Annotated in this window: 20 protein-coding genes and 1 pseudogene; 7 read left to right on the top strand and 14 right to left on the bottom strand. The window is 32.3% G+C overall.

Annotated features, from left to right (window positions below; all coding sequences use genetic code 11):
• Nucleotides 1-175 precede the first annotated feature (175 nt).
• Entirely contained in the window at nucleotides 176-2,374 is a 2,199-nt protein-coding gene (locus FFM65_RS02910; protein ID WP_119317664.1) for a Tex family protein, read from the bottom strand.
• A 219-nt stretch (nucleotides 2,375-2,593) separates the two neighbouring features.
• On the opposite strand from FFM65_RS02910, the gene FFM65_RS02905 reads away from it, so the two are divergent.
• Nucleotides 2,594-3,145: a hypothetical protein gene (locus tag FFM65_RS02905; RefSeq protein WP_119317665.1), complete on the top strand. Its 552-nt coding sequence runs from the start codon at nucleotides 2,594-2,596 to the stop codon at nucleotides 3,143-3,145.
• Between the two features lie 38 nt (nucleotides 3,146-3,183).
• Here FFM65_RS02905 and FFM65_RS02900 read toward each other — a convergent pair whose 3' ends face one another.
• On the bottom strand, nucleotides 3,184-3,321 hold the full coding sequence (locus FFM65_RS02900) for a cytidine deaminase (protein ID WP_119317666.1): 138 nt from the start codon (nucleotides 3,319-3,321) through the stop codon (nucleotides 3,184-3,186).
• 743 nt (nucleotides 3,322-4,064) lie between these two features.
• Here FFM65_RS02900 and FFM65_RS02895 point away from each other — a divergent pair.
• Nucleotides 4,065-4,424, top strand: coding sequence for a hypothetical protein (locus tag FFM65_RS02895; protein ID WP_119317668.1), 360 nt, complete (start codon nucleotides 4,065-4,067; stop codon nucleotides 4,422-4,424).
• A gap of 20 nt (nucleotides 4,425-4,444) precedes the next feature.
• On the opposite strand, the pseudogene FFM65_RS02890 reads toward FFM65_RS02895, so the two are convergent.
• Together FFM65_RS02890 and FFM65_RS02885 are read right to left on the bottom strand one after the other, a co-directional pair.
• A pseudogene (locus FFM65_RS02890) lies at nucleotides 4,445-4,771 on the bottom strand (VOC family protein); the annotation flags it as partial.
• Nucleotides 4,772-4,786: 15 nt separating this feature from the next.
• Nucleotides 4,787-5,626, bottom strand: coding sequence for a helix-turn-helix domain-containing protein (locus FFM65_RS02885; protein WP_119317669.1), 840 nt, complete (start codon nucleotides 5,624-5,626; stop codon nucleotides 4,787-4,789).
• A gap of 188 nt (nucleotides 5,627-5,814) precedes the next feature.
• Between FFM65_RS02885 and FFM65_RS02880 the strand changes: the two genes are divergently transcribed.
• Entirely contained in the window at nucleotides 5,815-6,393 is a 579-nt protein-coding gene (locus FFM65_RS02880; RefSeq protein ID WP_119317670.1) for a hypothetical protein, read from the top strand.
• Nucleotides 6,394-6,422: 29 nt separating this feature from the next.
• Here the strand turns inward: FFM65_RS02880 and FFM65_RS02875 are convergent, their stop codons facing one another.
• Nucleotides 6,423-7,244, bottom strand: coding sequence for a Cof-type HAD-IIB family hydrolase (locus FFM65_RS02875; RefSeq protein ID WP_119317671.1), 822 nt, complete (start codon nucleotides 7,242-7,244; stop codon nucleotides 6,423-6,425).
• 125 nt (nucleotides 7,245-7,369) lie between these two features.
• Nucleotides 7,370-8,194 carry a Cof-type HAD-IIB family hydrolase gene (locus tag FFM65_RS02870; protein ID WP_119317672.1) on the bottom strand — a complete coding sequence of 275 codons (825 nt, stop codon included), beginning with the start codon at nucleotides 8,192-8,194 and terminating at the stop codon, nucleotides 7,370-7,372.
• A gap of 121 nt (nucleotides 8,195-8,315) precedes the next feature.
• Here FFM65_RS02870 and FFM65_RS02865 point away from each other — a divergent pair, with 121 nt between their 5' ends.
• Both FFM65_RS02865 and FFM65_RS02860 read left to right on the top strand, forming a co-directional pair.
• Nucleotides 8,316-8,750 carry a universal stress protein gene (locus FFM65_RS02865; RefSeq protein ID WP_119317673.1) on the top strand — a complete coding sequence of 145 codons (435 nt, stop codon included), beginning with the start codon at nucleotides 8,316-8,318 and terminating at the stop codon, nucleotides 8,748-8,750.
• Between the two features lie 124 nt (nucleotides 8,751-8,874).
• The gene (locus FFM65_RS02860; RefSeq protein WP_119317674.1) at nucleotides 8,875-9,681 is read left to right on the top strand and encodes a Cof-type HAD-IIB family hydrolase; all 807 of its coding nucleotides are present in this window, start codon (nucleotides 8,875-8,877) and stop codon (nucleotides 9,679-9,681) included.
• Nucleotides 9,682-9,723: 42 nt separating this feature from the next.
• Here the strand turns inward: FFM65_RS02860 and FFM65_RS02855 are convergent, their stop codons facing one another.
• The 7 genes from FFM65_RS02855 to FFM65_RS02825 form a co-directional block, all read right to left on the bottom strand.
• Nucleotides 9,724-10,527, bottom strand: coding sequence for an aldo/keto reductase (locus tag FFM65_RS02855; protein ID WP_119317675.1), 804 nt, complete (start codon nucleotides 10,525-10,527; stop codon nucleotides 9,724-9,726).
• 80 nt (nucleotides 10,528-10,607) lie between these two features.
• Nucleotides 10,608-11,492 (bottom strand): alpha/beta hydrolase, encoded by an 885-nt coding sequence (locus FFM65_RS02850; protein WP_119317676.1) that lies wholly within the window; start codon nucleotides 11,490-11,492, stop codon nucleotides 10,608-10,610.
• Between the two features lie 38 nt (nucleotides 11,493-11,530).
• Nucleotides 11,531-12,043 (bottom strand): VanZ family protein, encoded by a 513-nt coding sequence (locus FFM65_RS02845; RefSeq protein WP_119317677.1) that lies wholly within the window; start codon nucleotides 12,041-12,043, stop codon nucleotides 11,531-11,533.
• A gap of 163 nt (nucleotides 12,044-12,206) precedes the next feature.
• Nucleotides 12,207-13,043 carry a glycerophosphodiester phosphodiesterase family protein gene (locus FFM65_RS02840; RefSeq protein ID WP_119317678.1) on the bottom strand — a complete coding sequence of 279 codons (837 nt, stop codon included), beginning with the start codon at nucleotides 13,041-13,043 and terminating at the stop codon, nucleotides 12,207-12,209.
• Between the two features lie 3 nt (nucleotides 13,044-13,046).
• Complete coding sequence (locus tag FFM65_RS02835; protein WP_119317679.1) at nucleotides 13,047-14,768, bottom strand: ABC transporter permease; 1,722 nt, start codon at nucleotides 14,766-14,768, stop codon at nucleotides 13,047-13,049.
• A 2-nt stretch (nucleotides 14,769-14,770) separates the two neighbouring features.
• Entirely contained in the window at nucleotides 14,771-15,784 is a 1,014-nt protein-coding gene (locus FFM65_RS02830; protein WP_119317680.1) for an ABC transporter ATP-binding protein, read from the bottom strand.
• Nucleotides 15,785-15,797: 13 nt separating this feature from the next.
• Entirely contained in the window at nucleotides 15,798-16,847 is a 1,050-nt protein-coding gene (locus tag FFM65_RS02825; RefSeq protein WP_162897902.1) for an extracellular solute-binding protein, read from the bottom strand.
• Nucleotides 16,848-17,018: 171 nt separating this feature from the next.
• Here FFM65_RS02825 and FFM65_RS02820 point away from each other — a divergent pair, with 171 nt between their 5' ends.
• Nucleotides 17,019-19,094: an extracellular solute-binding protein gene (locus FFM65_RS02820; protein ID WP_119317682.1), complete on the top strand. Its 2,076-nt coding sequence runs from the start codon at nucleotides 17,019-17,021 to the stop codon at nucleotides 19,092-19,094.
• Nucleotides 19,095-19,144: 50 nt separating this feature from the next.
• Here the strand turns inward: FFM65_RS02820 and FFM65_RS02815 are convergent, their stop codons facing one another.
• Entirely contained in the window at nucleotides 19,145-21,892 is a 2,748-nt protein-coding gene (locus FFM65_RS02815) for a polysaccharide lyase 8 family protein (protein WP_119317683.1), read from the bottom strand.
• Between the two features lie 282 nt (nucleotides 21,893-22,174).
• On the opposite strand from FFM65_RS02815, the gene FFM65_RS02810 reads away from it, so the two are divergent.
• A complete protein-coding gene (locus tag FFM65_RS02810) occupies nucleotides 22,175-23,140 on the top strand; it encodes a LacI family DNA-binding transcriptional regulator (RefSeq protein ID WP_119317684.1) in 966 nt (321 codons plus the stop codon).
• Nucleotides 23,141-23,249 lie beyond the last annotated feature (109 nt).

The raw sequence follows: 23,249 nt of genomic DNA, 5'->3' as shown, positions 1-23,249 counted from the left end.
ATAACCAATTAAATGGATCGAGTACCTTAACAAAACTATCAAAGAAATATTCCCAGAAATTACTTTTATGCATATATAAAAAAATCCAATAATGAGTTTCACTTCTTTACTGGATTGTAACAAAAGAGACTATCTACTCAAAAGAAGTCCGAGGTCTGATAGTCTTCTTAATGGTTTATTTCTTTACTGGCTTTTTCATCGTTAACTGAATTCGATTACGGTTCTCGTCTACGCTCAAAACCCAAACCGTCACAATATCACCAATCGTCACAACGGTACTAGGATCACTGACAAAATGGTCGGACAATTGAGAAATGTGCACCAAACCATCTTGTTTCACACCAATATCAACGAATGCTCCAAAGTCAATTACATTACGAACTGTACCTTGAAGTTCCATCCCTGGTTTCAAGTCAGCCATCGTTAAAACATCTTGACGAAGCAGTGGTGCTGGCATACTGTCACGCAAGTCTCGTCCTGGCTTACTCAAACCAGCGATAATATCAGTCAAAGTAGCTACCCCGATATTTAGCTGTTGAGCTGATTTTTCTTGATTCAACTTACTTAATTGTTGTTGTAATTTCGGAGTTCCCACTGCTTGTGGTGTTTCATCAATACTCTTCAACAATTCTCTAGTAGCAGAATAACTTTCCGGGTGGATATCAGTATTGTCCAACGGATCACTTCCACCGATAATTCTTAAGAAACCGACTGCTTGTTGATAGGCTTTAGGACCTAAACGTGGAACTGACTTCAATGATTGTCTGTCGGTAAATGAACCATTTTCATTTCTGAATTTGACAATGTTTTTGGCTGTTGTCGCTGTCAAACCGGAAATATGCGTCAATAATTCTGGGCTGGCCGTATTAACGTTAACCCCAACTTGATTGACCGCTGTTTCAACGACTCGATCTAATTGTTCATCTAAAGCTTTCTCCGGAACATCGTGTTGATATTGTCCGACACCAATTGCTTTAGGATCAACTTTGATCAATTCAGCCAATGGATCTTGCAACCGACGACCAATACTAATAGCTGAACGTTCTTCAACGTGCAAATCAGCAAATTCAGCTCTGGCATTGGCACTGGCGGAATAAACCGAGGCTCCTGCTTCATTGACGATAACATAATAAATTGGCTGCTTGATAGTCTTTAAAATACCACTGACAAATTCTTCTGATTCACGACTGGCCGTTCCATTTCCAATAGCAATCATTTGAACATGATACTTCTCTAATAGTTTTTTAAATTCAGGTGCTGCCGCTGCCCGTTGTTTTTCACTAGCTGGCTTGTGAGGATAAATCACTTGCTTAGTTAGAAAACGACCATTGGCATCGATAATGGCTAATTTACAACCTGTTCGATAAGCTGGGTCAAAGCCCATCACAACTTTACCTTTCAAAGGTGCTTGCATCAAAAGGTGGTACAAATTATTACCAAAGACTTGAATAGCATGATTATCAGCCTTCTCTGATAATTGGTGGCGTAATTCACGTTCGATAGCTGGTCCTAAGAAACGCTTGTAAGAATCTTCAAAAGCTGTATCAATTTTTTCAACTGCTAAGCCACGGTTACGACCGACTAATTTAGAATGTCCATGACGTAAGATCTGTGTTGCATCGATAGCAATTCCTACGGTCAAAATCTTTTCCTTTTCACCACGATTGATGGCAAGAATTCGATAAGGTGGAACTTGTTTTAATTTTTGTTGGAAGTCGTAATAAGTTTCATAAACTGCTTGTTCGTCCTTTTCCTTAGCACCACGCTTTAACTTACTAGTCAGTTCACCATTTTGCCAAGTATATTGTCTAATCCATTCTCTGAAATCAGCTCGCTCACTGAAGTTTTCGGCTAATATTTCGTGTACTCCAGCCCAAACTGCTGCTAAATCAGGCAAATCCTTTTTAGCATCGATAAAATCTCGAGCTTTTTTATCTAAGTTTCCATTTGGAAAAGTTAATAACCACTTAGCTAAAGGCTCTAAGCCAGCTTCTTTAGCAATCGTAGCTTTAGTCCGACGTTTTTGCTTGTAAGGAAGATAGAGATCTTCGACTTGTTGCAATACTGTTGCCTGCTCTAATTTTTGTTTGAGTTCAGGAGTTAACTTACCTTGTTCTTGAATCAACTTTAAAACGTCTTGACGTCTTTGGTTGATTTTCATCAAACGATGTGTCTCATCTTCAATTTCTCGAATCGCCACTTCGTCCAAAGTTCCCGTACGTTCTTTTCGATAACGAGCGATAAAAGGAACCGTGTTTCCTTCATCTAATAAACTCAACACCGATTGAATCTGTTGAACGCGATATTGATTTAATTGTTGATGAACTGGTTTTGCCAAATCCACCATTTTGTTTTCTGCTTCTTTAGTTGCCATTTTAGTGCAATCCCTCCATCGTCGATTATCAAATACTTTTTAATTATACTCTATTGTTCTTTTGATATCTTTTTTCAGCTAATTTTGGACTAGACTTAACATCTAAAAATGAGTAGACTTAAAGAGTTATATATCAAATAGCTCAAAATACTGTATAGCTAACCGTTACTGGTTAGTTTTTTTATGTGGGTAATTTTAGTTAAATAGATGGAGTTAATAATGGATATCAAAGAATTAAACTTTACCAATCAAGATTTAGAGAGTTTTGCCGGATTAAGTCATATTGGTAATGGTAAAAATCAAGACATCGAAAAATATTATCAATCGTTTCGTACTTGGCTTGATTGGAATAACGTTCTCGACGTGGTAAATAATTATAAGAACATTCATATGGATCTTCATTATGTAACTTCGCATGACTTTTTAGTCTGGTTACTTCACTACGGAGATGTTTATGATAATCTATTGCGACACTGTTTGAATCAGAATCCTGCAATGGATTACAAAACTGCCGCAAGAGACCTTTACAAATTACGACAATCTCATCCCAAATTTTCCTTTACGGTTGCATTAGCAGCACATCTGAAAGCTCACGATTTTTTGTCAGATAATGATTTAGATCAATTTATTCCTGTTTTAGGTAATATTCCAAATAATAGTGGCAAGAAAAAACACGAAATTATCACCTCGGAATTAGGCGAAAAACTTTATGAAGCAATCTACAGCCTATCTAATTTTGCAGTTGAACGAGTTTCACAAGAATGCTTTTAAAGATAAAATTAGCTAACAAGCCAATTAAGGTTTGTTAGCTATTTTTGATTAGTTTTGATAGTCCCCCATTTGCTCTCCAAAGCGCAAACTACGTTGTTAGCATAAACAAAATCATTTAGTTCCTGCGGTTTATACAGTGGTTTTGCAGCTAAATATAGTCTTTCCCAAATGTCCATAAAAACTCCCCCCTCAGATACTTTATGAATATAAATATAACATTTATTAAAAATGTTCTTGAGATAACTTGACGGATTGATTAATTTATTTAAGAGTTAAATTATTAAATATTAAAGGATTGATAATGTTGTTCAAGGTAATCATTTCGGACTCAATCAAAAATTCATTTTCAAAGCAAAATTGCGCTAAAGACATTAATATCATCGAAACTAAATTAACTAATAATCTAAATAATGATTTTTATAGAATCAAACCAGTTCGAACGGATAAGAACCACCAAACTTACGAAATGAGGGTTCATCTCGATTCAAAAAATTATCGAATAGCTTTTAGTTTAAAAAATCATCTCGCTTCTGTCTTTTATTTGAGCACCAGTCTGCAAAAGAAAAATTTCGACAAGGAGGTTCAAAAAAAATTACGAAAAGGATAAAAATCACTCAACTAAAAAGTACCATTAAAACCCAGTTTAAAAACAATGATGATTTAACTTTAAAAATATTAACTTTCAAAAAAGATCGTAGCTTGACCTTAATTTGTCATAATGATCAATATTCGATTGAAGAAAGAGGTTTTTATCAAAAAGATTTTTCCTTGGATTCAAAGAAAGCTTTAATTAAACAAGCAATGAAACTGACAAAAGTTGAATTTTATCGAAGTAAAACACTTTATTTAGAGTGACCTGCAAATAAAGTTTACAAACTGATATTCTATTAATATAAATCCCTGAGAAAGTTGGTAAAAAATGACATTAACTATCATCGACTATTTAATAATCGCTATAATTGGCTATCTGTTAATCACCTATGCTCTTCCACCCGCCCTTGTGAAAGCAAATATTAAGCATGACGAAATAGCTTTAAAAATACAATTTGATGAACTATATGAAAAAATCGTTGATTTGACGACTGACAATTCCATCCTCAAAGCCTTGCCTAAGGATGAACAAAAGACTGGAAAAGCTCAACTGAAAGATTTTTCTGATAAATGTTTTGAAATCTATTCTAATGAAGATGATGACATAAAAAATCGTTATCACAAACTCTTAGATTATAAAAATCAAATTGAAAAATTTAGATCTTCTATTCAAAAAGAGACCGCCTAAACAATTCAGCGGTCTCTTTTTTAAACTGTTAATTCAATTTGGTTTCCTTCGGGATCCAATACCACGCTTTCGTAATAACCATCATTTGTTACTCTTGGTCCACTCAAATGAGTATAGCCATCCGCTTCAATTTGTGCAGAAACTTGGTCAACAGCTTCTTTTGATCCCAAAGACATGGCAAGATGCACATAACCTAAGGGATACCCAGTAAGTTTTTCTATGTTCAAATCTTCACGAGTTCATACTTCCAAGCGTGCTCCGTCACTGAAAGTCAAAAAGCGAGACGAGAATGTTGTCTTAGGATTGTGGTATTTTTCTGAAGCCGTAGCACCAAAATATTTTTTATAATTTGAACAATATTTTTATTTATGTCCATCTCGAATTTCATACAATTGTTCTGTCAAACTCTTGTCATTATCCTTCAATAATTCACAAATATTTTGCTTATCGACAAATTTGACATTCTTGCGCTTCAAAAATTCCAAGATAGTTGGCAACATTTGCCGTTCTTTAGATTTCTTCAGATAATACGGTTTCAAAGTCAAATAGACGATATTTTCATCTTTTGTAGTTATCTTCAAAGTAAAACTCTCATTCATCAACTGAGACGTCCCTGGCGAATAAGTAGTATGTCGCGGATTATATCCCAACAACTGCAAATGGATCTCAATTTCTTTCATTTGTTGATACGGGATAAACTTAGTCTTTCTCATCTTTAATAGTGCTTTGATCGGCATGACCAAATTATCCCAAGAACTGTAAACTTCTTGATTATCAGAAATGTAACGAATTCCTTTTTTCTCCAAGCTCCAATAATTGTAATAACGCTTGTAATCGAATGGATAAAACCAGACAACTATCATATACAAAATTAGTCCAATCAATAGAGACATCCAAATATTACCTATGAATCCCATCAATATAGGAATCAAAACAATAATAATTAAAATCACAGCCGCCGACTTACTTTTTGGTCGCCCAAAATCAAATGGAAAATGCAAGTAAGGCTCTCCCGTAATCAACTCATCTAAAGAAATATCCAATAAACCACTTAATGAAATTAAATTATCAATACTAGGTAAATTTTCCCCTAATTCCCATCTAGAAATAGATTGTCGTGAGATCATCAGTGATTCAGCTAGCTGTTCTTGTGTCATTCCATTTTTCTTACGGTACTTGATAATATTATCTGCTAATGCCATTTTTCTCCCCCATGTAACCACTTACTTAAATAATAAACTTTTTTTAATAAAATCAGCGTTATAACGGTATTTTTATAAATGCAACTACGATGTGCGTGCTTTAACATCAAGCTTTTGCCATAATTAAGGTGTAAACAAAGTTAATTAACTAATCGATGCGCATCTCATTTAATTGGGAGGAATTCATTATGATTACATTTGGTAAGAAACTTTCATACAGACCTTTACTAGTTAGTCTATTTGCAGGTTTGGTAGGTTTTACTATCTTTAGAATTTTTAATAATTGGAGTAGTTACGCCGTAGCACTAGGACTTTTTTTCTTTTTCTTCTTCATTTATTATTGCAACAGCTCGACTGTACTTTTCCAATATTGGGAAGCCGATAAAAACAGTTTTCGTTACAGTGATTTGACTAATTTGAAGCATCGTATTTTTCTAATGTTTTTCCCATTCAAAAATAAGCTGACTGTCATTAATAAGCAAGACATTGTTTCAATTAAAATAATCGGACATCTTAATGATGACGATATCCCTCTTGCTGTCCCATATAGTGCAGCCTTAGGTGTTTTGACTCCAGCACTCTTAATGGCAAAGAGTCCCCTTGCACTTGAAGTAACCACCATTTCTGGTCAAGTCTATACTTTAGATTTCTCTAGAGACTATGCCTATGACAAAAAATTAACTATTCAAAAATTGGATCAAGTTCTTAAAAACTTTGATGACGGTAAAATCACAATAGAAAATAAATCGAATTTGAATTTACGCTAAAAAAGCCTTGAGTTTTCTCAAGACTTTTTCTATAGAATGAACTTATTAATTACTTCAGCTAAAGCATCATGGTTATTATCAGCTTCAGTGATATACTTGGCATTTTCCTTAACGACATCAAGTCCGTTAGCCACACTGACTGGTAAACCAACTGCCTTTAACATTGGCAAATCATTACTGTTATCACCAGCCGCAATGATTTCTTCTGGTTTAATACCTAAAATCTCACCCAATTGAACGGCGGCACTACCTTTATCAACGCCAGCTGGATTAAATTCAACGTATCGACCAGATGAAAAAGAAACTGTCAGCTTGGAAGGATCAACTTGTGATTCTACTGCTGCCTTCATTGCTTTACGCTCCTCAATTGTGGACATAGCCATAATAACTTTCATGACGTTTTGATCTTTGAATTTATCAAAATCATCATCTTTCATAATTGAAAAATCTACACCACGATTAGTTAAATAATCCGTATCAGTTTTCATAGGATTATAAATATAAAGTTTGTCTTGAGTGTAAACATGTGTCGAAGCATTTTTATCCTTAGCACCAACATTAAAGACCGCTTTAGCTACTTCAAATGGCATCGCATTAACAGCAATAGAGCGATTATTCTTATTTTCCAAAATCAATCCTCCATTATATGAAATGGAATATTGATTGGGTTTATTTCGTAAATTCATTTTTTCAAGATCATTTTGAAAGGAAGTATAACTTCGACCAGAATTAACTACGAAGTAAACTCCTTTTTCAGTTGCAGCATGAATGGCCTCAGCGTTCTTGTCAGACAAAGAACCATCATCATTCATTAAAGTTTCATCAAGATCACAGACAATCATTTTATACATAAGTAAATTCCTCTCACGTTAAGGTTACTTTTCCACCTTATCGAAAATGGCTTATAATTGCAACCGATTCCAAAAATTGATCATATACTAAAAAAAGATAACCCATCATCCGGATTACCTTTTCATTAAGAAGCTAATTGTTCAAGGACATTCAAGACGCCCTCATCATTATTAGAATCAGTCACATGTGCAACTTGATCCTTAATTTTTTGTTCAGCATTTTGCATAGCATAACTATGTGGAGTTATTTTTAGCATTGGCAAGTCATTTTCATTATCACCAAAAGTCATGATTTCATCATCAGCCACATTATATTTCTTTTGAAGTTCACGAAGACCGGCAGCTTTATTTACGGTATCCTCACTGATCAATTCAGTATTGTAGCCAGAAGTTTGACTGGATAAACCTAGTGGCAACATCTCACGTAAGCTCTTCATCTTAGTATTAAAATCAACTTTAGAATCAAAAGTTACTCCGATACTAGTAATTTGGTCCTCTAAACGTTGAGGTGTAGCTGTGGCCAAATCTGGTACACGTAATAAGTGATTATAGTAACGATATGTCATATCGAATGAAGCTTGAGAAATATTTTCATCAACATAAGCTGATTTATAGCCAACAACTAGGTGTTCAGCAATATCACTAGGCGCAAATTGGTGATTGATTACGTCCAAAGTTTTTTTGACCGCATCTGCTGGAATTTCTTGAACTAGTAATGGTTGTCCAGCACTATGAACGACCGCACCATTTTGTGAAACGAAGTCCATCTCCTGATTGAATTCATCAAATTGATTGAGTAAACGCTGATATTGAGAGCCCGATGCAGCTGCTACGTGAATATCTTTTGCACGTAATTTTTGTAGGATTTCTCCAAAGCGTTGGTGGTTATAAGTATTTTGATCATTGAGGAATGTTCCATCCATGTCAAAAGCTACTAACTTGATAGTCATAAATTACCTCCTTAAAAACATCTTTATATCATATCACAAATAGATAACTATTCACTAAAAATAAAACTAGGAGTATTTTTTATTATATAATTATATATAATTTATTAAATGGGAGGTTAAAATGACACCACATACTAAAAATATTCTTGTAGCTATTGACGGTTCTCTCAATGCCAATCGTGCCTTCAATCAGGCTGTCCAATTAGCTCAAAAATTTAAAGCTAACCTCTATTTGACCCGTGTCGTTGAAGATTATTATTTAAATGAAGATGATGGGATTTTACAAATGGTCAATTACGAAGATAATCCCGATGTGATAGAAGCTCGGGATGATTTAAACCAAAAATTCATGATGACAGTTTATCCTATTAAAGACACTTTCTTAAGAATCGGTGATCCTAAAAAAATAATTTCTAATTATTTGGTTCGAGGGCTGAAAATTGATTTACTAGTTATTGGTAAAAATGGTAAAAGCAATAATCAACAAGCAAGTTTAGGTAAAATAGCTGGCTTTTTGAAAGCAAATGCTTCGTGCCAAGTACTAATTGTGGAATAACACAAATTGATTTTTTTAGAAAGTGTTTTATTCAATTAAAGAAAATTAAATTACCAATTTTTTGTATCTCAGTATTAATTTACCAACTATAATTGCTAAATAAAATATAGTTAGGAGTTTCGATATGACATACAAACTAATTGCCATCGATATTGATGATACTTTATTAACTAGTGCCAAAACTATTTCCGGTCAAACTAAGGCACAAATTCAACTGGCATTGGAAAGAAATATTAAGGTTGTCCTATGTTCAGGTCGTCCACACAAAGCAATGTACAAATATGCTCAACAATTAGGCATCTATGGAACAAATCAATATATGATCACTAACGGTGGTGCCATCATCGAAAATCTCAATAGCGATATTATTTTTCAAAATACTCTACCAAATATTTTTTATCATTATTTTGTTGATTTTGTCGATAAAAATTCCCTATCTTATTGTGTCTTTGATGTGAATGGCAACGTCTATACTAGCAATCATTCTGATATCGATCCTTTTACCATCGCAATGGCTTTTGAAAATGGCGACGGCTTACACATCAGAAATCCTGAAGAAATGCCAAGTGATTTTGAAATAACTAAAGCGGTCATCAATGGCAACGAAGAAAAAATCAATCGTATCACTAATTTTATCAAAGCTGAATTTAGTGATTATTTTGTTGTCAGAACTGGTATTGGTTATTTAGAAATTTTCCCCAATAACGTTAACAAAGGAATTGCCTTAAAACATTTAGCTAATCATCTTAATATTGAACTCAGTGAAATCATTGCCTTTGGTGACCGTGACAATGACATCCCTTTACTAGAGACTGCCGGTCTAGGAATTGCAATGAAGAATGCTACTGTTGGCACAAAAGCCGTCTGTGATTACATTACTACCGACAACAATCACGATGGTGTTGGTAAAGCTTTGGCAAAATTTGTCTAAAAAAAAGAGAATTGAAGTTAACTGCTTCAATTCTCTTTTTGATTAATAATTCAAATGTTTGTCTTGATCTAAAGCACTAATGGCTTTAATTTCATCTTCATCCAAGTTAAAGTCGAAAATATCAAAGTTTTCTTTAACACGTGCAACCTTAGATGATTTTGGAAAGACTACAAAACCAGTGTCGATATGCCAACGCAAAACTACTTGAGCAGCAGTCTTATGATGCTTTTCAGCAATTTTATTGATAGTTTCATCTTCTAGAATCAAGTGACCATGTCCAATTGGTGAATATCCTTCGTTAACAATACCGTTATCTTCGTCAAATTTGCCTAATTCTGCTTGAACTTTGTATGGATGACGTTCGATTTGGTTGACCATAGGTTTAACCTTGCACATTGCAAAGACTTTCTTCAATTGATCCTCTGAGAAGTTCGATACACCGATGGCCTTAACTTTACCTTGTTCATAAAGTGTTTCCATAGCTTTCCAAGTATCGAGCGTCAAGTCAAAGTTGTCTTCATTTGGCCAATGAATCAAATATAGATCCAAATAATCCATTTGAAGATCAGTTAAAGTCTGTTCAAAAGCCTTTAAAGTTTTGTCATAACCTTGATCAGCATTCCAAACCTTTGAAGTGATAAATAAATCTTCTCTTTTAACATCTGCATTCTTAAAAGCTTCACCGATAGCTGCTTCATTACCATAAATGTGAGCACAATCAAAATGACGATAACCGGCATCTAAAGCACCCTGAATAGCGGCCGGAACATCAGCGTTATCAATCTCGTAAGTTCCAAAACCCAACATTGGAATTGATACACCATTACTAAATTTTTTATATTGCATACAAATTTCTCCATTCTCTTGAGTCATTCCACAATGATTTTAATTAAATAGAACGCGTTTACATTATATCATTTTACAAACTAATTGAGGTAACTCTTAAGAAAAGCCATCTCATCATCATTAGCTTTTTTAGCCAATTCATCTTTTTGATTAATCAAGAAAACATGTCCGCGCGGATTCTTCTCATCGCCATACATTTTACAAATATGAGGAATATTTTTAGCTATTAAAAAGCCATCCATTTTAAAAGCACTATTGCGTAAGAAATCTTGATTAGCCGTGGAGATATATGCTGGCAAGAAATCCTTAGTAATATATTTTTCGACGTTTAGTTGTTCAGAATATTTTTGAACCGATTCCGGAGTAAAGTAGCCGGCCACCGCTCCACTGATAGCCGTAGGTTCAGCCATAAAATTAGCGGCACTATTTAAAATAACTGCTTTAAATTTTAAATCCGTCAGTTCATAGTCAAATAATTGTCGATATTCTGGATTAGTCAAAATAGTGACATATTGTTCAGCCATTTGACCACCAGCACTGTCTCCCATCAAAAAGACATTATTTTTATCTAAATTATATTCATCCGCATGATTAGATACAAAGTGAATATAACTATCTACATCATTCAATTCTTTTGGAAAATCCACATCTGGTGCCAAACGATAATTGGCATTTACAAAGGCAAAACCTCGTTTAGCCCAATTTAAGCCGAAAAATTGATAAGTTTCCTTAGTACCATAACACCAACCACCACCGTGGATATTAATAATAGTAGGAATTGGTCCTGTGGCATTTTTAGGTAAATAAATATCTAACAAATTCCACTTAGGATCTGGCCCATATGCTAAATCATTGATCCGTGTCACTTCGGGGATTTCTGTTGGCAATCCAGCATCACGCTTATCATCTTGCGTTTTAAATTGTTTTCTCATTTGTAAAATTGCTTCTGTAATATTTTCTTTCATAGAAAGCGCCTCCAATTACATAGTAATTCTACCATAGACTAAATATGACTCTGTTTGGATGTAGATTTTGCAGTAATTTTTTCATAAATAATCAATAAAATTGCTCCAACAACAATTCCCAATGCATTAGCAATCACATCATTAATGTCACTTGTACGATTGATCAAGAAAATGTGAGATAAGAAAAATTGGGTTGTCTCGATTAAACCACCAATTAAAAAACCAGCAAGTGCCACAGATATTATTGAAATTTTTGGAAGATAATATTTGATTAAAAAGCCTAGTGGTACAGTCAAAATAATATTTTCAGCAAAACCTAATTCTAATATATTTAGCTTATGCAGGTTTACCTGTCCAATACCGGCTGGCATAACATAAACAGATGAACCGTCAAATGAAATTGGCGTAAATAAAATAGTCGCTAGAAATGTTAAGTAAACCAAACTAATCAAATTAAACCGACGTTTTTCAAAATCTTTAACTAAATTGAAGATAATTAATCCTAAGCAAAAAGCTATTGTCAGAATAAATAATAACGGTATATATCGCATATCTTTTCTCCTTTCGTCTTTTTTCTTAATTGTTAGTTATTACTTTACTTGAGAAGTATTTAAACTAGCTTAAGAAATGATGACGAAAGTTTGAAGTTAGTGTGGATTATTCTTAAATGCATGAAAAAAGACCGGAGAAAACTCCAGTCTTAGCTGAATATTATTATAATGTCTGTCTATACTGATTTAGAATATCAGGCCAATCCGTTTGAATAGCATTAATCCCCGTTTTTAGAATCGATTCCCAACTAAATTGAGGACCTTCTAGCAAAGCCACGTTATCATCTAGACCACTAAATAGTTTAGTTCGATCATTTAGCTTAATACTATTAGATAAAAGCATTAAATCTTTACAACGATATGCGTCAATTTTTGGAGAATCAATCAATCTAAATTTACCTTCTAATGGCTCAATAATTTCTAAGCCAACTAAATTCAAATCTGGAAATTCTTCTAATATTTCAAGTTGTTTTAAATCGGTAATTATTGGAAAGTATAAATATTTAATATGATGATTGCTAAGCTGTCTTAAATATTCTCTTTTTGGAGGTGACTTAAGAACAAAATATTCATGCATTTCAGAATAATTATCTAAAAATGGTAAGAATGTCTCCCAATATTCCCATGACCGATCAATATTAATTAACGTATTGTGATTCACATGATTATAAAAATAATCGAAACTTTCAATCTTTTTATCAATCGGTTCATCCAAACTATTATGCAGTAATTTAGATTCTATTTCTTGAGAAGTCAATTTTTTTATATTTCTTAATTCATGTAACAGACGTTTTTCTCCCCCATCATGGAAAATATAAAAATTACCATCCGAAGATTTAGAAATATCAATTTCTACCATATCAGCATGTTGTAACAAAGCTACTTTTACAGCATCACTAGTATTTTCAATAATATTTCCGCCATGAGATCCTCTATGAACCAAAATTAAAAATGCTTTCTCACGAAGTTTTTGCTCAATTTGTCGATTATTGATTTTCATTTATCATTGTCTTTCTTTTTTTAGTAAATTTTTAATTTTATTTTTCCCATCAGCATAGACGAAGAAAAAGATCAGAGCGTTGATTGTCATTAAGATCACTGAATAAACAAAATTCAAAGCAATACCTTCAATACCGGCATCGGTCGATGAATTATTTTTTATAACAACTCCAATTGGTTTAGCAATAGGATTATACAAAAAGACTGACAAATCATACTCACTCAATTTTCCATTAAAATTAATTGCTAGCATCGCTAAAACAGTTGGTAAAACAATCGGTAGAACAATTTTAATAAAAGTATATGTTGATTTAGCACCTAAGTTTTTCGCAGCATCTTCTAAAGAAGAATCTACCGCAAAAAATGAAGCCTTCAAAAATCGAAATGTATTGGGCATCATGACAATAATATAAGCAATCAGCATAATAACTAAGCTACCCGTTAATATATTATTCATCACAATCATATGTGGTCGAGAATAGGTTATGACAAGTCCCAAAGCAAACATTAGTCCTGGGAAAACCCAAGGAGTATATATGATCATTTCTAAGATTGTCGTAAACTTATTTCTCTTCTTATAAACAAAATGAGATACTATCAACATTAATACCACCACTGCGATAGATGATATTGTTGCATAAAAAACACTTGTTAAAAAAGGACGATACGCTGATTCACTTGTTAATATCATTTTATAATTTTCTAAACTAAAACTATTCAAATGTAATTTTCGACTAGCAATAGCTTTAATATTAGTAAATGAAAACAATATCACGATCATAAACGGAACTAAATTGATTAAAGCAAAAGAATATGCCAGAGTATGAGCAATGAAATTAAAGAGCGGGTTATGAATTCTAGTGCGCTTAATTTTTGTGGAAACCTTCGAAATTGATAAGAAATTTCCTTTACGTTCATTACGTTGTATTACGTACAATAAAAACAATTGAATAACACCCAAAAATAATGAAAGAATTGCAGCTAATGTTCTAGAGCTAGGTCTTTGAGTAAAAGTTAGAATCAATGGACTGATAGTTTCGAATCCTCTACCCCCAACCATAAGTGGAGCCGACATTGCCATCAATCCTGTTTGAAATAATAAAATTGTACAAGTTAGAATTATAGGTTTTAATGTCGGTAAAATAATTTGAAAGATAATTTTAAAATTAGATGCTCCTAATCCTCTAGCTGCTTCAACGGTTTGATAATCAATTCCTTTGAATGAATTACGGAAAAAAATCATATACGTTGAGGTACATGCAAATGTCATCAAAAAAATTACAGCATGATAACCTGAGAACCATGATGGATTCAATTTAGGAAATATCTTTAGTAAAAACGTTGTTATAAAACCTTTAGATCCATAAGTAAAAATATAACCATTGGCAACCATAACTCCTCCAAAAATCAAAGGAATCATATAGGCCAAATTGATAACCTTCCGGAATCTAATTTCAAAATATTCTAGAAATAATACTTCCAGAATACCAACTATTGTTGTAGTTATGCTGAGAGTAACTGCCAACATAAAAGAATTCTTAATACCTTGCATTGCACGTTCAGAACTTAAAATTGCTCGAATGGATTCGACAGCTGATGTTTGTTGATCAAAAAAGATGGCTTTCATTATCTGAACATTTGGAAAAATCATAAAAGAAACAATAAACCAAAGGAAAAGAATCAAAAACAAAATCATACTAGGGTTTAATCTTTTAATTTTCACCATGATTAACGCCCTCCCTCTTTGTACGGGAGAATATCGGATTTATTCAAAATAACTGCAACTTTATCATTGATTTCAAATTGTTCAAGATTACTTTCACTTTGAAAGGAAATCATTTCTACACCATTAACTACAATTTTATAATAGGTATACATTCCATAAAATTCCTTGGAAATAACTTGCCCTATTAATTGATTATTATTTTCTCTAGATAAAAGTAATTTTTCCGGTCTAATATAAAATTTATCGTAAGATTCCAATTCAACAGTATTTAGATGCATTTTTGTTAAATCATCTAAAGTGTAGGCATTTGCATCACCGATAAAATTACAAACAAATTCTGTTTCAGAATGATTATAAATTTCATCAGGACTTCCAATCTGTTCTAAATTTCCTTTATTAAAAACAGCAATTCGATCTGATAACATCAACGCTTCTTCTTGATCATGAGTAACATAAATCATAGTTATACCATACTTTTGTTGAAAGTCCTTGATTTCTTTACGTAATGTTTTACGTAACTTCGCGTCCAAATTTGACAATGGTTCATCCATTACTAAAATCTTTGGCTTTTTTGCGATTGCCCTAGCAATTGCAACTCGTTGTTGCTGCCCGCCCGATAAATTAGACACATTTTTATCCAATTGATCATTAGTTAAATCGACCATTTTGGCGATTTCTTGAACTCTTTGATCAATATATTTTTTATCTCTTTTTTCAACTTTTAATCCAAAGCCAATATTTTCTCTAGTGGTCATTGTCGGAAATAGAGCATAACTCTGAAAGACCATCCCCACCCCTCTTTCATTGATAGGAGAATGAGTAATATCTTGACCATCAATTTCAATTTGTCCATTACTAGTTTCTAAAAATCCTGCTAAAGCTCTTAAAGTAGTAGTTTTACCACATCCAGAGGGACCCAATAAGGTAAAAAATTCACCTTCTTTAACTTCAAAACTTAAATCTGGCACAGCTAAAAAATCATCGTATTTAATCTGCACATTCTTAAAAGTTATCATTTATCGAATTCCTCTACTTCAATATATTTAATTCGACATGTTCAACCCATTTAGATAAATGATTGTTAACAAAGTCGTAATCTACTTTTTGAGGTGTAGTTTCTTTCATAATTTGTTTTACTCTAGGATCCATTGAAGATTCTGCATCCTTATTTACAGGAGCTGTTCCAAATTTTTTGGCCCACTTACCCTGCAAGTCAGCACTACCTAGCCAGTCAACAAATTTCTTCGTACTATTTTTAGGATTCTTCTTCTTTAAAATACCAACTTGCTCGATTGTTTGTGGAACTCCGTATGATGGATTAACAACACCCAAATGAACATTTAACTTCTTTTCAACTACGGGAACATTACTCAAGAATGTATACGCGTACTTAGCATCACCATTCATTAAAGCACCAACTTCCGTTTGACCTTCAGATAAAGTCTTACCATTCTTAAAGTAGCTACTTAATTCTTTCCACCCAGCATCAGAAACACCAAGTTTTTTATTTTTTTCAAGGTTATTCATCAATTGTGTGTAAACGACTGCATTAGTAGTTGCACCGCCAAGATTAGTTGGCACAATGTATTTACCTTTATTTTGAGGATCAGAATACATATCTTTCCAGTCTTTGGCAGCTTCACTCTTTTTAATCTTATCAGCGTTATAAATCATAAATACTCGTTGTTCAGTTAGTGGAGCAAAGTAATTATCTTTATCTCCAAGATTTTTGTTGACCTTACTTAACCAATTTGGAGTATATTTTTCCAAAATTCCTTTATTCTTTAAAGATGAAAAATTCATTTGATTCATTCCAAAGGCTACATCGGCCACTGGTGCATCTTTTTCAGCTACCAAACGGTTATAAATGTCGTTCCCGCCTAAATCAACTAATTCTAATTTGAAACCTTTTTTTGCAGCTTCCTCTTTCAAGAAATCTCCACGACCATTACTAATTGAATTAGAGTAAACTACGATTTTTTCCTTTGCTGCACTACTTCCCTTTTTATTCGCACCACATCCTGCTAAAACTGAAAAAAATAAAGATGTAATAAGTATTAATTTAAAATATTTCTTCACGCTACTATCTCCCTTATAATGTTTCAATTATTTTCACCTCTTAATTGAAACGTTTCAATTAAGACGATATAATTATTATATGAGATTTATGTATATGAAAAATCGCTTTTATGTAAATTTTTTGTAAATTCAATTAATACCTTACTGTAACAACATTTAAAGGAGATATATATGAGCAAAGTAACAATTACGGATATTGCTAAAGAAGCCAAAGTTAGTTTAGGAACAGTATCAAATGTTCTCAACCATCGAGGGAATGTAAAAGCTGATACCATTCGTAAAGTCGAACAAGCTGCCATGAAATTAAACTATGTTCGAGACATTTCTGCGTTATCAATTAGACAAAAAAAATCCACTCAAATTGCATTGCTGATTCCGCAATTGAATGAATATACGAATGATTTTTATACTAATTTATATCATGAATTAAAAAGCATTGGATTGACTATCAAATTATTTGAAACAAATAATGATTTAGAACTTGAGAAAAAATGTCTTGTACAAATTAAACGGGAAAATTTCTATGGAATTCTCATTATTAACCATCTGGAACCAGTGACTGATATAAGTAAACTCCTTGATAACCCTAAAAATCTTATTTTCATTGGTAATTATAAAAATAAAAACATTAGACAAGTATCAATTGATTTAAAAATACTAAAAAATAAATTTGTCGAACCGACATTCATTATAAAAGATGAACTTGGTATGGGATTTTATAAGCAATTCGAAAACTCTAATATTATCAATGATAATATGACAGAAATTTACAAAAAAATCATTGATTATCCTCAAGGAAATTTTGTCACGTTCGATAGCAAATTGGCCAATCGTCTTCAAAATATTTCTAGAACTTTAGATAACAAAATCAAAATTATTTTAATCAGCTCAAAAAATATCGTTTCCTTTGAATCCAACACACAAAAAAACGTTTTCCACTACTCCGCCAACAAGATTGCTCTTTCTTTAATTAAAATGTTGGAATTTCAAGAAAAAAAATTAACTATCAATATCTATAATACTGACTATCAACAATTCCCATATAATAAAAAGCCAGTTTCACTAAATCTATTATTATTAGAATCACCTTTTTCAAGAATTATTAAATTTCTACTTCCTGATTTGACCCAAAAATATAACATTAAAATCAATTTAACTACTAAGAAATTTCCTCAAATGCGTGCAATTTTAAACAGTAATGAATGGCAAAAATACGATTTAATTCGGCTAGATATTAGTGATTTTAATTGGTTTGGTAAGAAGATTTTCCGTCCACTGAATCAAATACCAGAGTTAACAACTGAATTGGTTCGTTTGAATAATTGGAATCAGTATATTTATCAAGGTAAAATTCCTTATGCTCTTCCATTGGATCCAAGTATTCAAATTATGCTTTACAAAAATAAAATATTTAATAATGAAATTATAAAAAAACAGTATTCAGACAAATATAACCAAAACTTGATTCCCCCAATAAATTATCAATCACTTGTCAACTTGGCAAAGTTCTTTAACGATTCAAACGAACCAGAATTAAAGGGTGTAAAATCGCTATCGTTAATGGGAAACGCAGACACATTAATTGCTTCAGAATTCTTACCATATTATTATTCGCTAAACGGCACCATAAATAATTCAGAAAATGGATTACGATTTGATACAGATATTTTTATTAAAACTTATAATTTATACAGAAAGCTTAGGGAAGTAAGTAATATCGAAATAAAAAGCTGGTGGGACTCGGAGGTTAAGGATTTCAATGATGATAAAACTGCTATTTTGATCGGTTTTTCTAACCATCTAAACAATTTAAATCCGGCAAAATATGGGATTGCTCCTATACCTGGAAATAAACCAGCTCTAGGTGGCGGATTAATCGGTATTAACAAATACTCCAATAAAAATGAGGCTTGCGTTGTCTTTTTCAAATGGCTTTTCCAATATCAAATCCAACATGAAATTGCCCTAATGGGCGGTGATATTCCAGCTAAAGATTTATTCTTTGAACGTGAAATTTATGAAAAATTTCCATTCTTATCATATTCAACTGATTTTTATCACAATGGAATTCGTAAAACTAAACTATCAAATAACGTTGATTTATATACACTTCTATTTGAAAAAATAATTGGCAAAGAAATAAAAAATGGTCTCGATAAAAATTTGGATGCTGCTTCTGTTTTAATCAACATTAATACCACTTTATTTTTGAATCGTGAGAATTTAATTTCTAAAAGTAGCCATTAAATCAGAAAAGGAACATCCCACTTAAAATGTGTAAGATGTTCCTTTTTTATTTATTTCCTCAAAATCAAAACTTGAGTATTACCATCGTGACCGTTTTCTTTTAATGAAATATTCCAATATCCGTCAACTAATTGTGCTTGAATACCTTGACTTTTATCCATGACCTTTAACCCAGTATCTTTTAACTTAAAGAAAGACTTATTTTTGGAATTTTGACTTGGATCAGATAATCCAAAAATTATTTGATTACCATTATTAATTCTTGTTAAAGATAATGGAGTTGAAAAGCTCATATCTTCAACTGTTTCATTGGTATCGTTAAATACATTTACGCCGATATTATTGCCAAACTTCAATGCTTGCATATTATCATTATTCTCTATAATTATAGGCGTATTTATCTTATTAAAATCAGTTAAATCAATATTAGGATATGTAACATAATTATATTTATTATTTTTAGAAGTATGTTCAACATATATTTCTAAATATTTCCTCAAATATTCATTTCTACTCTGAGCTTTATTGATTTCTGACCAAGAACCTTTACGTTCAACCAATCCTAAGTTTAAATCTTGTGGAGTTATGAATTTATATCCTATGGATTCACCTTGAACATTAGATTCTAAGTAAATAGAATAAACATTCTTTAATTCATTTATCTTATTTAATGGTGTTTGAATAAGACCGCCATTAACATAAAGTTTATAATTCGAAGAATCGTTTAGCTTTCTATTGTCAATGTAAGTAAAAGCTTTATATGATGAGGTATTCTGAATATTACTTCCCAAGGCTGCAATGCCATTCTTCATTAAAAACCAGGATTTGTGAGCAGTTAAATTGTTATCGTTATTTACAAAATCCATTGCAATCGATCCTACATTACCTATAGCGCCTATATTTCCAAATGTTGAAGCCCCAACAAATGACTTAGATGAAGTTGTTGTACCACTACCAATTTTTTGTGGTGCGTTTGTTTCAGTTGTACCAGGTAATTTTTGGGGATCAACAGTTGCCCAGTAATTGTCATTAAATTGGTTGGCATCGTCGTTATAAACAAAAACCATACCATCACCTGTATACCAACCATGAGTATTTTCGTTATTCAAAGATTCGTAACGTTTGATTCTATTTGAAGACATCGTAATACCAACAGCGTAGTTGTGTTGTTTATTCTTTAGTAAGATTTTATCCATATTCTTAAAATTGTATAGTTCGTTATCCTGATAATCTTTGGCTTCAATGGAGGGATCATTCATAATATTCTCAATTAGTGCAACATCACGATAATTTGTCATCTGCTTTAAATAGTTTTGATAATTATCCCCAAAGCTCAACCAATACTTAATAAGACTTTGAAATTTTGCTTTTTCTGGATTTTGATAAGTATCAACGACTCTAGTAAGTGATCTAATTAAGTCTACAGCAGCTACATTAGACTGAAATGTTCCCCTAGAAATTGCTCTACCTCTAACCATATCCATTAAATTTCCTTTATAAATAAATGGTGAAAATCCTTTTTCTACCCAGAAATCAACGGAAGCCATGGAATCAGAACTCAAATTATATGGCGTATTAGAAAGTATCCCTAGTAATTGTGATACCCCATCTATAAGAACATTTCCGTAAGAGCCATTGTAACCAACGTTCTCATGTTGAATAAATGATCCATCTGGATAAAATCCTTCTCCGGATGTAACTATTGGAAAAACCTTCTCCATAGCATTAATTGCTTTTTTTAAACCAACTTCATCTTTTTCAATCAAAGCTTGAATAATCTTAACTTTACTAATATCTACCTGATTAGCACCGGTAGCTTCTGCCTTCCATTGAGGATATATACTACCTCTGAAATAATCAGGATCCGGTACGAAGAAATTAATTGCATCCATGGAATTTTGGATTTGCTTTTCAGTTAGATATGGCTTCATCACAGTAACAATATTATTAATAAATAAAGGAGTACCAATCTCCCAATCCCACCAATTTCCATAAGCTTTAATATTTTGGTTATATTTGTTAATATTCAACCACTCAAAACCATTTACTACATCCGCAATTAGTTCAGGATTGTTATAATATTGTGATCCTGGATTGGATGTTGCAATGGCAAGTGCTTCTAGATTTCTATAATCAGTTGTAATATGTGCTGATGTAGTTAATTCTTCCGCTCCATTCCAAAGATTTTCTCTATCGGAACTCTTATCCATGCTAGTCCAGAGATTTTTAATATTCTTATCCTGTTGTGCAGCGATTTGATTCATTTCATTGTTATTAGACTTATAGTACCGGTCTCCAACGGTTACATCTTTCCATGATTGTAGCATTTGATCGAAATATTGGTTGTTAGTATCATTTTGAGATTTTGAATAACTAACTATTTTATCCGAATTATCGTTCGAATTATTAGTGACATTAGATAAACTATTATTATTAGATACTTTGTTGGAAGAGACTAAGCTATGTATATCCGTTTGTCGGTTGTTATCCGTCCGACCCTGTTGAGTATAAATAATCGCTCTATTATTAGCATCAATAGAATTTCGAGCACTATTTTTGTTATTCAAATTGTTATTTTGAATGTTCTCATTTTGTGCTGAAGAATCTTCAAAAAGATTTTTTTCACCATTAACATCAGTTTTAGAATTATTTTTCTGACTTTGAATAACAGAAGTTGATTCTGATGCTTGTGCTAATTGATTTCCATTCTCCTTGGTTTCATCAGCAGAAACTGTAGTGGATTGTATTGATAACGCTGATAAAATAGTACCTATATAAACCATGTATCTAGTTTTCATGATTAAGAATTCCCCTCTTAATATTAAATATATATTTAAATAATCAAGCCCTCTAATTTATGATTATCAAATATGTACATAATGTATTACCAATATCATTTGTATGCAAACGTTAACATAATTTAATTTTAGATATTAAAAATTACTTAATTTATTTATGCTTATTTGTTGTTATTTAATTTTTAATTTATTTATTTTATAAAATATATCTAAAAAGCCAAACTTATAAAACACATATTTATACTATAATCGTGGTATTAGCTCTGTCTAAGGAGGAAAAAATTGACAAATATATTTGATGTTGCAAAAAAAGCAAATGTTTCCAAGTCAACCGTTTCTCGAGTCTTTAGTGGATCACGCCACGTATCTGAAAAAAGTAGGCAAAAAATTATCGCTGCTGCTGACGAACTAGGCTATGTACCTAATATATTAGCCAGACAAATGCGACAACAAAAGACTAATATCATTGGTTTTGTTGCCACTAGTTATTATCCTGCCGTTGGGTCTTTATTGAGTTATATAACACACATTGCTGAGGAAAAAGGATACAGTGTAAACGTTTATTTCACTAAGGATAAAGAACAAGAACTCAGCGTTTTAAATTATTTAAAGCTGCACGTTTTAGATGGATTGTTTTTAGTTTCCACAAGAAATGGATGGAACACCATCAAAGAGTTTGCTAAATACGGGCCTATTTCTACTTGGAGAAGAATTGATAGCTGTTCAATTTATTCTTCATACATAGATCATTACCCACTATACAAACAGATATTGTTATATATAGAGAATACTTATGAAGTTGATAGCATTGGACATATTTTAAATGATCGTAAAAAAAGTAATACTAAAGCCAGAATAAAAGCCATTAATGAATTTGAACATGACTACCCTTGCACTGATAATAATTGGCAACTATACTTCCCTGAACAAGGCGGTGCCGGAAGACAGGCAGCTTTGACATATTTAAAGACCATCAATCCACCAAAAGTTGTTTTAGCATATTCAGACTATGTAGCAGCGGACTTTATCTCTACTCTCAGAGAATATCAGGTTGATGTTCCAAGGGATGTTAAAGTATTCGGATTTGATAATAGTGATTTTGGTAAATACATGAATATCTCAACAGTTGATACTTATTTAGAGATTCAGGCCATTAATTGTATTAATAATATAATTTCACGCTTGGAAAATAAAAAATTTGAAGAAATAAAAATTACTCCAAAGCTAATCATACGAACCACTTGCTAAGAAAGGATTATAACTTTTTATAATTCTTTTTTATTTTGCTCTTGACGTGGGAATATTCCCACGATGTACTATATTGTCGTTGGATGGAACCGGTTCCATACGAAGATAA

Source organism: Companilactobacillus formosensis (genome assembly GCF_005405305.1).
GTDB lineage: Bacteria > Bacillota > Bacilli > Lactobacillales > Lactobacillaceae > Companilactobacillus > Companilactobacillus formosensis.
Note: the sequence above shows the minus strand (reverse complement) of the source record. Positions and strands in the feature narration are given on the sequence as shown.

What these genes read in the sequence shown, in the direction of transcription:
- FFM65_RS02875 (WP_119317671.1), bottom strand. Translation starts at nt 7,244, where the DNA reads ATGTATAAAATGATTGTCTGTGATCTTGATGAAACTTTAATGAATGAT.
- FFM65_RS02900 (WP_119317666.1), bottom strand. Translation starts at nt 3,321, where the DNA reads ATGGACATTTGGGAAAGACTATATTTAGCTGCAAAACCACTGTATAAA.
- FFM65_RS02840 (WP_119317678.1), bottom strand. Translation starts at nt 13,043, where the DNA reads ATGAAAATCAATAATCGACAAATTGAGCAAAAACTTCGTGAGAAAGCA.
- FFM65_RS02855 (WP_119317675.1), bottom strand. Translation starts at nt 10,527, where the DNA reads ATGCAATATAAAAAATTTAGTAATGGTGTATCAATTCCAATGTTGGGT.
- FFM65_RS02845 (WP_119317677.1), bottom strand. Translation starts at nt 12,043, where the DNA reads ATGCGATATATACCGTTATTATTTATTCTGACAATAGCTTTTTGCTTA.
- FFM65_RS02880 (WP_119317670.1), top strand. Translation starts at nt 5,815, where the DNA reads ATGATTACATTTGGTAAGAAACTTTCATACAGACCTTTACTAGTTAGT.
- FFM65_RS02885 (WP_119317669.1), bottom strand. Translation starts at nt 5,626, where the DNA reads ATGGCATTAGCAGATAATATTATCAAGTACCGTAAGAAAAATGGAATG.
- FFM65_RS02850 (WP_119317676.1), bottom strand. Translation starts at nt 11,492, where the DNA reads ATGAAAGAAAATATTACAGAAGCAATTTTACAAATGAGAAAACAATTT.
- FFM65_RS02860 (WP_119317674.1), top strand. Translation starts at nt 8,875, where the DNA reads ATGACATACAAACTAATTGCCATCGATATTGATGATACTTTATTAACT.
- FFM65_RS02815 (WP_119317683.1), bottom strand. Translation starts at nt 21,892, where the DNA reads ATGAAAACTAGATACATGGTTTATATAGGTACTATTTTATCAGCGTTA.
- FFM65_RS02820 (WP_119317682.1), top strand. Translation starts at nt 17,019, where the DNA reads ATGAGCAAAGTAACAATTACGGATATTGCTAAAGAAGCCAAAGTTAGT.
- FFM65_RS02905 (WP_119317665.1), top strand. Translation starts at nt 2,594, where the DNA reads ATGGATATCAAAGAATTAAACTTTACCAATCAAGATTTAGAGAGTTTT.
- FFM65_RS02870 (WP_119317672.1), bottom strand. Translation starts at nt 8,194, where the DNA reads ATGACTATCAAGTTAGTAGCTTTTGACATGGATGGAACATTCCTCAAT.
- FFM65_RS02830 (WP_119317680.1), bottom strand. Translation starts at nt 15,784, where the DNA reads ATGATAACTTTTAAGAATGTGCAGATTAAATACGATGATTTTTTAGCT.
- FFM65_RS02835 (WP_119317679.1), bottom strand. Translation starts at nt 14,768, where the DNA reads ATGGTGAAAATTAAAAGATTAAACCCTAGTATGATTTTGTTTTTGATT.
- FFM65_RS02895 (WP_119317668.1), top strand. Translation starts at nt 4,065, where the DNA reads ATGACATTAACTATCATCGACTATTTAATAATCGCTATAATTGGCTAT.
- FFM65_RS02910 (WP_119317664.1), bottom strand. Translation starts at nt 2,374, where the DNA reads ATGGCAACTAAAGAAGCAGAAAACAAAATGGTGGATTTGGCAAAACCA.
- FFM65_RS02865 (WP_119317673.1), top strand. Translation starts at nt 8,316, where the DNA reads ATGACACCACATACTAAAAATATTCTTGTAGCTATTGACGGTTCTCTC.